The 12,673-nt window shown below is 57.2% G+C and carries 11 protein-coding genes; 5 read left to right on the top strand and 6 right to left on the bottom strand.

Features of this window, described 5'->3' with window-relative positions; genetic code table 11:
- Positions 1–4: 4 nt before the first annotated feature.
- The 4 genes from HA50_RS01860 to HA50_RS01845 are packed head-to-tail and all read right to left on the bottom strand — an operon-like array spanning position 5 to position 3,501.
- Positions 5–883: a creatininase family protein gene (locus HA50_RS01860; protein ID WP_084871947.1), complete on the bottom strand. Its 879-nt coding sequence runs from the start codon at positions 881–883 to the stop codon at positions 5–7.
- A gap of 14 nt (positions 884–897) precedes the next feature.
- On the bottom strand, positions 898–1,353 hold the full coding sequence (locus HA50_RS01855) for a RidA family protein (RefSeq protein ID WP_084878278.1): 456 nt from the start codon (positions 1,351–1,353) through the stop codon (positions 898–900).
- Positions 1,343–2,548 carry an amidohydrolase family protein gene (locus tag HA50_RS01850; RefSeq protein ID WP_084871946.1) on the bottom strand — a complete coding sequence of 402 codons (1,206 nt, stop codon included), beginning with the start codon at positions 2,546–2,548 and terminating at the stop codon, positions 1,343–1,345. The genes HA50_RS01855 and HA50_RS01850 overlap by 11 nt, the downstream gene beginning before the upstream one ends.
- Positions 2,545–3,501, bottom strand: coding sequence for a PDR/VanB family oxidoreductase (locus tag HA50_RS01845; RefSeq protein WP_084871945.1), 957 nt, complete (start codon positions 3,499–3,501; stop codon positions 2,545–2,547). The genes HA50_RS01850 and HA50_RS01845 overlap by 4 nt, the downstream gene beginning before the upstream one ends.
- A gap of 147 nt (positions 3,502–3,648) precedes the next feature.
- Here HA50_RS01845 and HA50_RS01840 point away from each other — a divergent pair, with 147 nt between their 5' ends.
- The 3 genes from HA50_RS01840 (at position 3,649) to HA50_RS01830 (ending at position 8,121) form a co-directional block, all read left to right on the top strand.
- Positions 3,649–4,572, top strand: a complete 924-nt coding sequence (locus tag HA50_RS01840; protein ID WP_084871944.1) for a LysR family transcriptional regulator — start codon at positions 3,649–3,651, stop codon at positions 4,570–4,572.
- A gap of 282 nt (positions 4,573–4,854) precedes the next feature.
- Positions 4,855–6,711, top strand: a complete 1,857-nt coding sequence (gene bglF / locus HA50_RS01835) for a PTS beta-glucoside transporter subunit IIABC (RefSeq protein WP_084871943.1) — start codon at positions 4,855–4,857, stop codon at positions 6,709–6,711.
- Positions 6,712–6,726: 15 nt separating this feature from the next.
- The gene (locus HA50_RS01830) at positions 6,727–8,121 is read left to right on the top strand and encodes a glycoside hydrolase family 1 protein (protein WP_084871942.1); all 1,395 of its coding nucleotides are present in this window, start codon (positions 6,727–6,729) and stop codon (positions 8,119–8,121) included.
- Between the two features lie 82 nt (positions 8,122–8,203).
- Here HA50_RS01830 and licT read toward each other — a convergent pair whose 3' ends face one another.
- Positions 8,204–9,067 carry a BglG family transcription antiterminator LicT gene (gene licT, locus HA50_RS01825; RefSeq protein WP_084871941.1) on the bottom strand — a complete coding sequence of 288 codons (864 nt, stop codon included), beginning with the start codon at positions 9,065–9,067 and terminating at the stop codon, positions 8,204–8,206.
- Positions 9,068–9,375: 308 nt separating this feature from the next.
- Between licT and HA50_RS01820 the strand changes: the two genes are divergently transcribed.
- Both HA50_RS01820 and HA50_RS01815 read left to right on the top strand, forming a co-directional pair.
- Entirely contained in the window at positions 9,376–10,887 is a 1,512-nt protein-coding gene (locus tag HA50_RS01820) for a sialate:H+ symport family MFS transporter (protein WP_084871940.1), read from the top strand.
- 11 nt (positions 10,888–10,898) lie between these two features.
- A complete protein-coding gene (locus HA50_RS01815; protein ID WP_084871939.1) occupies positions 10,899–11,594 on the top strand; it encodes an RraA family protein in 696 nt (231 codons plus the stop codon).
- Between the two features lie 45 nt (positions 11,595–11,639).
- On the opposite strand, the gene HA50_RS01810 is transcribed toward HA50_RS01815, so the two are convergent.
- A complete protein-coding gene (locus HA50_RS01810) occupies positions 11,640–12,530 on the bottom strand; it encodes a DMT family transporter (protein ID WP_084871938.1) in 891 nt (296 codons plus the stop codon).
- Positions 12,531–12,673: the final 143 nt, after the last annotated feature.

The following is a 12,673-nucleotide window of genomic DNA, read 5'->3' as shown; positions in this document are numbered from 1 at the left end:
CGAATTAGCGCGGTGGTAATAATGATGCTGCGTCGTTTTGGTCTAATACTTTGCCCTGCCACTGCCCGGTGCCCCACGCCGGTTCGGCGCGTGTCACCCATGCCATCTGATGCACTTCGGTAATCACCTGCGCCCAGCTGGTCGCCAGTGAATCCAGAATCGCGTCACCCTGCTCTTTGGTAGATGGACGCGGATCGCCGATCACGCCGCTGGGCCCAAAGTCATATGACGCCCAGGCTGCCATCGGGCGGGTGCTGGAAAGCGTCGGGCAGGGAAACTCCGGGGGATAATTCACCACCGCTTTTTCCATCTGCACCGTGTCGGGGGCCAGCGCCAGCATCAGCGCCGTTTCTGCATGTCCGGCGTGCATCGCCATCTGGCGTTCCTGCTCGTCCATAAAACTTTCGGCGCAGTTCGGCACTTTGAAGGTGTCCTGCATGATGATGATCATGTCGCCGTGGCGCAGACGCAGCTCGCGCGCCGCCATCTGCAACGGCTGCGGCTGACCGCCATGACCATTGACCATCAGGAACTTGCGGAAACCGGCGCGGTACAAGGACTCGCCAATCTCCAGAATGGTGTGCAGCAGGGTTTCACCGGTCAGCGTCAGGGTACCGGGGAAATGCAGGTGCTCATCGGATTTGCCATAGGTGATCGGCGGAATGGCATAGGCCGGGATCGTCGCCGGTAAACGCGCCAGTGCATGCCCCACCACGCCGGATGAAATCACGCTATCCACCGCGCACGGCAGATGCGGGCCATGTTGTTCAATCGCGCCGGTTGGCAGCACAATCACCGTGTTGGCTTTGTCTTCCAGCGTGGCGATATCAGTCCAGCTCAGGTACGGCAAAAAGCGGTTTGCCGGAATATAACCATGTAACATCTCGCTTCCTCGTGTTATTGCGGCAACCACGCCGTCGCTTCAACTTCAATTAAGACATCCGGACTGGGCAGCATTTCGCTGACCTGAACCACGGTGGAAACCGGCGGCGCATCGGGATAAAACAGCTTGCGCACCCGGCTGTAGTGGGGAAAGTGGTCCAGATTGCGGAAGTACTGCACCAGTTTGATCACGTCGCTCATCTGGCCGCCCGCGCTCTCGATGGTGGTGCGGATGCTCTCCAGCACATACCAGCTTTGCGCCAGAATCGGCCCTTCTTTGATATCGGTGGAGAACTCACCGGTACGTCCCAGCAGTTGCTGGGCCGCAGCAGGAATATCGTCGTAACCGCGCACAATCAGCGCGGTTTGCGGGTTCACCGGGATAATGCCGGAGAGAAAGATAAAGTCGCCCGCGCGTCGCCACGCGGCATATTTCGCCAGCGGTTTACCCGCCCCAACATCAAGCGTCATCAGAGAATTCCCCATAACAGATCCCCTGTGTTAGCCGATAGCGACGACGGTGGCGCAGCGGCCAGCTGGCCGTATCGGCATCAGGGAAAATGACAAAATCATTCGCAGGCAAAGTTGCACCGTCATGCAGCGCGGTGCGCTGGCAAATCAGGGCCGATGCCTCATCAAAAGCCGCACCCAGCTGAGCGCTCAGCAGGCCGCTGAACAGGGTGTCGAGTGGGTCGTAACTGCCAACCGGGCAGAAAGCGTCCTGCACGTTATCCGCCCCGAGCAGCAGCGGAATGCCGCGCGCCTGCGCTTCTTTAATCAGCGTTAAACCACGCTGACGCGGCGTGCGGCCCGGCACGGCGTCCTGCAACAACAGATTGGTGAGCGGCAGCGCAATCAGCGTGACGCGATGTTGCGCCAGCACATCCAGGATGGCGGTGCCGTCATCCTGCTGCGCCAGCGCACAGCCGTGGCTACAGGTGATGCGTCCGCTAAACGGATGCTGTTGCAAATAGCGCGCCAGCCAGCGCAGCCCCTGCGCATCAGCACTCAACTCTTCGTCGATGTGCAAATCGATATCCAGCTGCCAGCGCTCTGCTGCCTGCAACAAATGGGTGAACGCCTGAGCGTCCCAGTTGCTGCTGTGAATAAAGCCGCCGAGCACGGCACCGCTGGCCGCCACCTGCGCAGCGATATGCTCTGCCTGGTCGGCGTCCGCAAAAAATGTCACCGGGGCCAGCGCGACCCGCTCGATAACGCATAACGGGTGCTGCAACTCGCCAACGATTTGCCACGCCAGCGGCGCGTCGGCAGAAAACCAGTCGATATGGGTGCGCAGCAGGCCCACACCGGCCTCCACTGCCCAGTTCAGCGCCTGCGTGGCCCGGCTGCGCAGATCGTCCGCGTTCCAGCGGTCGCGATCCTGATGCATGGCGGCAATGGCCGCCAGCAGGCCCGGCTGCTGAGCCGGACTGCGCTGCACGGTAAAGGTTTTATCCAGATGGGCATGGGGTTCAATCAGCGCGGGCAGCACCAGCGCACCACCCAGCGCCAGATAGCCGCTGATGTCGCGATGTGGCTCGAAACGGGTGCCATCGGCAGTGAAATGCAAGGTTGCCAGCGCCGGTTGCCCCTGCTGCATCGGCCAGTTTTCGGGTAACAGCCAGCGGGGTAAACGCGCGCCGCTCGCGCCTGGATACGCGTTCATAGATCGAGTACCAGCAGCGGGGAACGGGAGCGTGAGCAGCACAACACAATGCAGTCATTGGCGGCGCGTTCTTTCTGACTCAGCACTTCATCGCGATGGTCCGGTTCACCACTCAGCACGCTGGTGATGCAGGCACCGCACATGCCCTGCTCGCAGGAAAGTTCGATCTCAATACCTGCCCGCTCCAGCACCTCGGCAATGGTTTCATCGGCATCGATGGTGTAACGCGCCCCGCTGGAAGCGATTTCAACCTCAAACGTGTCGCCAGCAACCGATTGCGCAGTGGCAACAGCTTTGAATTTCTCGCTATGCAGTTGCGTGGCCTGCCAGCCGTGCTGCAATGCCAGCTGGTGCAGATGATCCATAAATCCGGCCGGTCCACAGCTCACCAGTACGCTGTTAAGCGGCTGCTGGAGATCGGCCGGGATACGCTGGCGCAGGCTGTCGCCTTCGCTGCTGTAATGCAGCTGCACGCGCTCGCCCAGCCGCTCCAGACGGGTGCTGAACGGCAGTTCATCGTGGCGTTTGAGATACAGATGCAGCGTGAAATCCGCACCGCGCGCCGCCAGCTCTTCCGCCATCACCAGCAGCGGCGTCAGGCCGATACCGGCGGCAAACAGCAGCGTGCGCGGTGCATCGGGTAACGGGAAATGGTTACGGGGTGCGGAAATGGCTAAGTTCGCCCCTGACTGCACATAATGGTGCAGCCAGCGGGAGCCGCCGCCCGATGCCTGATCGAGACGGACGCAAATCTGGTAGTGATCTTCCCCGGCAGCCGAGCACAGCGAATACTGCCGCTTGCCGCAGTCGGGAATGGTCACATCAATATGGGCACCGGGGGTGAATGCCGGTAGTGGGTGTCCGCTGGCAGACGCCAGGGTCAGTAATACATTGCCAGCACCGTTGAACTGCTTTGCGATGACGGTGACAGCCAGATTCTCTGCCTGCTTCATAATAATCCTGCATACGACGGACTCGTCATCGGCCGGGAAGCCGCGCGTAGTCTTGTTTTTATCGTGATTGCGATTATTATTTTGCCTGTGTGTAAGCGTCCATCTGTTTAATTAGCACGAAGCGTTGCAAAAAAGAGAGCACCTGCTATGTTCGCCTTCTCCCGGTTTCTGATTTATTTCACCGAGGTGGCCCGCCAGGGTTCACTGCGTAAGGCTTCCGAGACGCTGCACGTGTCGGCATCCTCCATCGACCGGCAAATTTTGCGTGTGGAAAAGCAGCTGGATATGCCGCTGTTTGAGCGTCATCCATCAGGATTACGTATGACAGCCGCCGGGGAAATCCTGCTTAACGCCGCAAAGAACTGGCAGCGCGAGTTTGGGCGCGTCTGTACCCAGCTGGATGATCTGCGCGGTTTGCGTCACGGTCATGTGCATATCGCCACCATTGACGCCATCAACCGCGGCTTTTTCTCGTCGATTCTGCAACGTATCCGCACCGAGTATCCCGGCATCTCCTTTACGCTCACCACCATGAGCAATATCCATATCGCCAATGCGCTGACCAATGGCGACGCCGATTTCGGCATCATGCTCAATCCAAATTGCTCACGCGAACTGCTGGTGAAATCATTCGCCGACTTGCGGCTCGGCATCGTGGTCAGCAGCCAGCATCCGCTGGCAAAGCTGGAAAGTATCCGCTTCAGCCATTGCGAGTCCTGGCCGTTTATCGTGCCCGCCGCGCCATTGATGCTGGCGGAGCCGCTGGAGGCGCTGGTGAACAGTTCCGGCATCACCCTGAATGAGGTGGGCCGCACCAACAATATCCATATGCTGCGTTCGCTGGTGCGTGATGACGTCGGTATCAGCCTGATGTGCTGGCTGGATATTGTGGATGAATACCGCCGTGGCGAGCTGAAATTTATCCCGCTGATTGATGGCATCCTGAAGCCGTTCACCCTGTCGTTGTGCGTCGCCCCGCAGCGCCAGCTGTCGATTGCCGCGTCGATGATGCTGCGCGAGCTGGAGTCATTTTTCGCGTTAATGCAGAACGAAGAAGCGCAGGCGGGATAGCAAAACCCGCGCAATAAATTGCGCCGCTACAGACCGCATCCAGCCGTGGCGGCGCGATTTATCGCGCATATTTTTTGACCCTCTTCACATTTCCACCCTTCTCCCTTTGCCTGTTCAGCGTTGATTGCTGGAAGATGGCGGCGTTTGAGGATTGTTACTGCTGACGCAGGCAAAACCTAAATCGCACCGCATTCGGATTTCCGAGCGCGGTGCGATTTAGGTTTTTTTTTGCCTCCAATCCGGGAAAACCCGACAACAACAGCCGAAAAAGCGGGAGTGTGTATGCCATATCAGGAACTGGCCGACGAAATTGTCGAAGGTGTGGGCGGTAAAGCCAACATCATCAGCGTGGTGCATTGCGCCACGCGTTTACGCTTCAAACTGAAACAACCGGGCAAAGCGCATACCGCGCAGCTAAAGAATAATCCCGGCATCATCATGGTGGTGGAGAGCGGCGGCCAGTATCAGGTGGTGATTGGCAACCACGTCGGCGATGTTTATCAACAGGTGGTGGGTCGTCACGGGCTGGAGAATGATGGCGCAGAACGGGCTGATGAACCCAAACAAACCCTGTTCGCGCGATTTATCGATCTGGTTTCCGGCATCTTCACCCCATTTATTGGCGTGATGATCGCCTCGGGCATCATCAAGGGTCTGCTGGCGCTGGCGCTGGTGCTCGGCGTGATGGATCAGGAGAGCGGCAGCTATAAATTGCTGTTTGTCACCAGCGACGGCCTGTTTTACTTCCTGCCGATTCTGCTGGGCTACAGCGCCAGCAAGAAATTCGGCGCTAACCCGTTTGTCGGTATGGCGATTGCCGCCGCGCTGGTGCATCCGCTGATGCTGACCGCGTTTGAACAGCAGCAGCAGGGCCAGCACTTCAGTTTCCTCGGCATCCCGCTGGAGATCCTTAACTACAGCGCCTCGGTGATCCCGATTATCTTCTCCTCCTGGGTTGCCAGCCTGATTGAACGCGCGGTGCACCCACGTTCACCGGGCGCGGTGCGCAATTTCACCACGCCGCTGATCTGTATGTTGATCACCGTACCGCTGACCTTTCTCGCCATCGGCCCGGCGGCGACCTGGCTGAGCCGGATGCTGGCCGAAGGCTATCTGTGGATCTACAGCCTCAGCCCAACCATTGCCGGTGCGGTGATGGGAGCGATCTGGCAGATCTGCGTGATCTTCGGTCTGCACTGGGGGCTGGTGCCGATCATGCTGAACAACCTCGCCAACTTCGGCCATGACACCCTGCTGCCGCTGCTGATGCCTGCGGTGCTCGGCCAGGCAGGTGCCACGCTCGGCGTGATGCTGCGCACCCGCGAGGCCAAAGTGAAAGCGATGGCGGGCTCTGCGTTCAGCGCCAGCATCTTCGGCATTACCGAACCGGCGGTGTACGGCATCACCCTGCCCCATCGTCGCCCGTTTATCTTCGGCTGTATCGGTGGCGCGCTGGGTGCGGCGATTCTCGGTTTCTGGCACACCACCATTTACTCCTTCGGCTTCCCCAGCATTTTCACCTTTATTCAGGTGGTGCCCACCAGCGGCATTGATGCCAGCGTCTACGCTTCTTTTGCCGGGGCGGCGGTGGCGTTGCTGTTCGCCTCCATCGCGACATACCTGTTTGGCCTGCCGCAGGTCGCACCACCCAGCGCGCCGCCAGCGGAACCGACTTCTCCGGTACGCAAACAAACCGTGTTTAGCCCGATCTCAGGCAAGGTACTGGCACTGGAAACGATCAAAGATGAGACCTTCGCCAGCGGCCTGCTGGGCAAAGGTGTCGCCATTGTGCCGGACAATGGCCGCGTGGTGTCACCGATTGATGGCGTGGTGTCGTCGCTGTTCCGCACCAGTCACGCCATCGGCCTGACGGCAGCGGATGGCGCGGAAGTGCTGATCCACGTCGGCCTCGATACCGTCAAACTCGACGGGAAATTTTTCACCCCACATGTCGCCGTGGATGACGTCGTCAAAGTGGGCGATCTGTTGCTGGAGTTCGATATCTGCGCCATCGAGGCCGCCGGTTACGATCTCACCACCCCGGTGGTGGTCAGCAACAGCGATGAATTTATTGATGTTTTACCCCTGCAACCGTCTGTGGTCACGGCCTGTGCGCCGTTACTCAGTGCGGTGAAATAATTGAGGAGCTACAAGATGAACTCACGTTTCCCGGATGGATTTTTATGGGGCGGCGCTGTCGCTGCTAACCAGGTAGAAGGGGCATATCAGACCAGCGGTAAAGGTTTGTCCACTTCCGACCTGCAACCGAAAGGCATTTTTGGCGATCGCGTTGAGCGCCACACCGGAGATTTCGGTATCAAAGATACCGCGATTGATTTCTACCATCGCTTCCCGGAAGACATCAAACTGTTCGCCGAAATGGGTTTTACCGTGCTGCGCACCTCAATTGCCTGGACGCGTATCTTCCCACAGGGCGACGAAGCCGAGCCGAATGAAGAAGGTCTGGCGTTTTACGATCGTCTGTTTGATGAGATGGCGAAATACAACATCCAGCCGCTGGTTACGCTGTCGCATTATGAAATGCCGTATGGCCTGATCAAAAAGTACGGCGGCTGGGGCAGCCGTACCACCATCGATTGCTTTGAACGCTATGCGCGCGCGGTGTTCACCCGCTTCCAGCACAAGGTGAAGCTGTGGCTGACCTTCAATGAAATCAATATGTCACTGCATGCGCCCTTTACCGGCGTCGGTCTGCCGGAAGAGAGCGACCAGCAGGCAATTTATCAGGCGATTCACCACCAGCTGGTTGCCAGCGGACGCGCGGCCAAAGCCTGCCACGAGATTGTTTCTGGCGGCAAAATCGGCAACATGCTGCTGGGTGCGCTGCTGTACCCGCTCAGCTGTCGCCCGGCGGATGTGATGGAAACTATGCAACAGAACCGTGAATGGCTGTTCTTCGGTGATGTGCAGGTACGCGGTTACTATCCGGCGTATATGAAACGCTTCTTTGCCGATCGCCAGATCCAGATCGAAATGACCGAACAGGACAAACGCGATCTGCAAAACACCATCGATTACATCTCCTTCAGTTACTACATGACCGGCTGCGTCACCACCAATGAAGAAGAGAATCAGAAAGCACGCGGCAACATTCTGTCGATGGTGCCGAACCCGCATCTGGCCAGTTCAGACTGGGGCTGGCAGATCGATCCGGAAGGCCTGCGTATCCTGATGAACCTGCTGTATGACCGCTATCAGAAGCCGCTGTTTATCGTGGAAAACGGTCTGGGTGCCAAAGATAAGGTCGAAGCCGATGGCAGCATCAATGATGACTACCGCATTCAGTACCTTAACGACCATCTGGTGCAGGTGCGTGAAGCGATTGAAGACGGTGTGGAAGTGATGGGCTACACCTGCTGGGGACCGATCGATCTGGTCAGTGCCTCCAAAGCGGAGTTCTCCAAACGCTACGGCTTTATCTATGTTGATCGTGACGATAACGGCAACGGCACGCTGGCGCGCTCACGCAAGAAAAGCTTCTTCTGGTATCAGAAGGTGATCAGCAGCCACGGCGCGGCGCTGAAGTAAAGCACCTGGTCGTAGCGGTGCGATTTATCGCGCAGGCCAAAAAACCGCGCGATAAATCGCGCCGCTACGGATCGTGCCGTTTTCAGGCTTCATCAGGATCTTCCTGCAACGCGCGCGTCTCTTTGCGCACCCGCTCAATATGGATGGTGAGAAACATCCGTTCCTCATTTGACAGGGCGTACTGATATTTCTGCTGAATATGCTGATCCACTTTGAGGGTGCACTGATAGGCTTCCGGGTACTTGTCGCGTACCACATCGTGCAATGATTCGTCCTCACTGCACACGCCGCGTTTGCCCAGCATGCGCTGTGCGAAGAATTTCAGATGGTTGACGAACCGGTTGTAACTCAGGCTTTCGACGCGATAATCCAGTTGCAGGCGATACTTCACGATCTGCAAAATATCCTGCATAAAACGCGTGATATGCGCGACATCCGACATATCGTTGTCGAGCTGCGCATTGACCAGATGCATGGCAATAAACCCCGCTTCATCCTCCGGCAGCCGTTCGCCGAGACGTTTTTCGATGATCGCCAGCGCCTCCAGTCCAAGCGCATACTCATTGGGGTACAGGGTTTTGATCTCCCAGATCAACACATTGCGGATCGGCAGGTTCTGTCGGTGGCGTTCAATGGCGAAGTTGCAGTGATCGCATAACGCGATCGACAGGCTTTCGTGCAACGTCGATCCCAGTTGCTGCCGGGCGCGCGCGATGATCAATTCGGTGGTGGTGATCACCTCAATCGGGATCTCCGAGAGCAGCTCGCTCAGGCGGCTGGTCAGCGCATGGTTTTGTAGTGCAAACACCTTTTCAATCAACTGCGCATCCAGCGGGTCGCCCACGCGTTTTTGAAACGCCAGCCCGCGTCCCATCACCACCTGTTCCTGGCCCTGCTCGCCCAGTACGATAGCCACATTATTATTAAGTATTTTCGCAATCTTCATTTTGCACCCTGCGGCAAGCTGAAATCAGGATAACGGTGATTCGACGCCATTTCATTGCACCTATGATACCAGAATCCCATACAATAAAATTATCCCCCCATAATAAAATCCAATAAGTTTATTTATCATTGTGTTAAATCAATACTGAATTTCATTTCGTGATCACCCCGCTGTTAGCCGTAACACAACTTTCGTAACACGTTATTTATCCGGTAGGCTTCCTCAAACAGAAAAATAAACACCCTGAACCGGACGTGCCTGCACGCCCCTTATTCCTCTTACCCTATAAATCGCATCAGGAGCCAGTCATGCCTGAAGAAACCTCGCTATTACCCTGGTATAAAAGGCTTAACCGCCAGCAATGGAAAGCGTTCTGGGCCGCATGGATGGGTTATATGCTGGATGGTTTTGATTTCGTCATTATTACGTTAGTGCTGACGGAAATAATGGCGGAATTTAATGTCAGTACCGCAGAAGCGGCAGCGTTAATTTCTGCGGCGTTTATTTTGCGCTGGTTTGGTGGATTGGCCCTCGGCGCAATGGGCGACAAATACGGACGTAAAAGTGCGATGATCACCAGCATTATATTATTTGCTGGTGGCACCTTAGCCTGTGGTATTGCTCCTAACTATACCTGGATGTTTATCGCCCGCATTTTAGTGGGTATTGGCATGGCCGGAGAATATGGCACCAGTTCGGCCTATGCCATCGAAACCTGGCCGAAAGATATGCGTAACAAAGCCAGCGCCTTCCTCAATTCCGGTTTTTCGGCTGGTGCGATTCTGTCGGTGCTGGCCTACAGTTGGGTGGTGCCGCTGTGGGGCTGGCGCTCGCTGTTTTACCTCGGCATCATCCCGGTGTTTTACGCCCTGTGGCTACGCCGGGCCATCCCGGAAGCCGAAGAGTGGGCAGCGGCTAAAGCCAAAGCGGCAAAACCGACAGAAACCATGGTCGATACGCTATTTCGCGGGCCAAATCGGCTTCGTAATGCCCTCAACCTGTTGCTGGGTTTGCTGGCGGCGGCGGCGCTCTACTTCTGCTTTGATCATCAAACTTCCGGGCTAATGACGGCGGTGCTGGCCGTCATCACCGCCGCAATCTTTATCCGCTTTCTGATACAAAGCGGCGGGGATCGCTGGCCCACCAGCCTGATGCTCACCGTCACCATCGTCTGCGTGTTTCTCTACGGCTGGCCGATCCACGCGCTGTTGCCGACTTACCTGAAAACCGAGCTGCATTACTCGCCGGAGGTGGTAGCGCTGGTGTTCTCCTTTAGCCGCTTCGGCATGGGACTTGGCTGCTGCGTAGCAGGTATTGCCGCCGACCGCATCGGCACCCGCAAAACCTATGTCCTGAGCCTGCTGATTGCCCAGATGATCATCATCCCGGTGTTTATGCTGAACGGCTCCAGTGTCTGGTTGCTGTGTCTGCTGATCTTCCTGCAACAGCTGTTTAGTCAGGGCGTCGGTGGCCTGCTGGCGAAGATGATCAGTGGCTACTTCGATACCGAACAACGCGCCGCTAACCTCAGCTTTATCTACAACATTGGTTCACTCGGCGGCGCGCTGGCACCGGTGCTGGGGGCGCTGATTGCCCAGCACGCCTCTCTCGGCAGCGCCCTCGGTGGCCTGTCCTTCGGCCTGACCTTCGTGGTGATGCTGTTGATTGGTTTTGATATGCCTTCCCGGATGCAGCGCTGGCTGAAGCCACAGGCGGTGCGTCACTACGACACCGTCGATGGCACCCCACTTTCTGGCGCGTTCACCCGTGAAGAACGTGCCGCTGAACACCTTACCCCGATTAACTCAGGCAAACCCTGAAAGGAGACCCTATGACCGCAGGAAATCGTATTTATTTACGCCGTCCGAATGATGCCGAACCGCTGCTGGAAGCGTTTCGCACCCTGCCCGCCGCCGTCGTGGCGGATTGTATGAGCCGCCTGCCCGCGCTGGCGGCGGAGATCAACCTGAAAACCGCGCCAAAAAAACCGATTATGTGCGGCCTGGCCGTCACGGTAAAAGCCCGCTCGGGCGATAACCTGATGCTACATAAAGCCATGGATATCGCCGGTCGTAACGATGTGATTATCCTGTCAAATGAAGGCGATCGCAGCCAGTCGCTGATGGGTGAGGTGATGGCAACGTATGCCAGACAGAGCGGTATGGAAGGTATTGTGCTGGATGGTCCGGTACGTGATATCGAGGGTTTATCGCGTATGGATTTCCCGATCTACGCGGCAGGTGTGACGCCGGGCGGTCCGTTTAAAGATGGACCGGGCGAAATCAACGTGCCGATTGCCTGTGGCAAAATCCACGTCGCGCCGGGCGATATTATCCTTGGCGATGCCGATGGGGTGATTGTGGTTCCCCGCCAGGATGCGGCGCGCATTCTGGAAGATGCGCTGGCCTATTTGCAGGTGGATAAACGCAACTTCGAGCTGGCGAAAACCGGCTCGCTGGAGCGCGGCTGGCTGGATGAAACGCTGCGTAATAAGCAGGTAGAAATTATCGACGATATTTACCGCTGATCGTGATGGTGCGATAAACCGCTCCCCTGGGGTGCGGTTTATCGTTCAGGCCACCGCCAGTTTGCGTTGCTCGCGCCACACGGTAAAAATCCCCGCCAGCGCCACAATCGAAGCCCCCATTAGCGTGCTTTGCCCCGGCAGGCTGTCAAGGAACACGAAACCTACCACCATCGACCATACCAGCGTGGTGTAATCGAACGGCGCCAGCAGCGACGCATCGGCATAGCGCAGGCTGAGGGTCACCAGAATCTGTGCCATGCCGCCAAATAACCCGCAGCCAATCAGCAGTAACAGCTGCATGCCGCCGGGCATCGTCCAGCCAAACAACGCGGTGGCGAGGCCGATCATCGTGGTCATCAGCGAAAAATAGAACACAATCGCGCCCGGCTGTTCGATACCGTTGAGAAAACGAATTTGCACGTTGGAAATGGCGGTACACAGGGCGGCGACCAGCGCGCACAGCACGCCAATCCCGGCGCTGGCATGGGCTACGCTGCCGGAAAACAGCGTCAGTTTAGAAGACAGCATAATCAGAATGCCGGAAAGCCCCACCACCACTGCCAGCCAGCGCGAAGCCCGCACCCGCTCTTTCAGCAGCAGCGCCGCCATGATCACGGTAAATAAGGGAGCGGCATAGCTGAGTGCGGTGGCATCGGCCAGCGAGATATACACCAGCGCCAGATAGTTGAAATACATGCCGCCGGTGCCGGAAAAGCCGCGAATCAAATGGCCGAACAAATTTCGCGTCTTCAGGCTTGCCAGCACGTTCCCCTGGATTTTCAGCCACAGCAGCAGGGGAAACAGCGCCACAAAACTGCGGAAAAAAATCACTTCGCCAGTAGGAATGGTGCCGTTTAATCCCTTCACGCACGCCAGCATCAGGGTGGAACACAGCGCCGCCATTATCTTCAGTAATACGCCTAATCGGGCATTCATTGCTTTAACCTTACTCTCTCTCTGCCAGTCACCTGTCGGCAGGACAACGTGCCTACGTTAAGGAGAGAGCGGCGCGCGTGATAACACTATTTTGTTCTGCCTGGATAGCAATAACTTATCGCCAGCCGTCATAGTATTTCGCT

Source organism: Pantoea cypripedii (genome assembly GCF_002095535.1).
GTDB lineage: Bacteria > Pseudomonadota > Gammaproteobacteria > Enterobacterales > Enterobacteriaceae > Pantoea > Pantoea cypripedii.
This window is presented reverse-complemented; position numbering and strand designations above follow the sequence as displayed.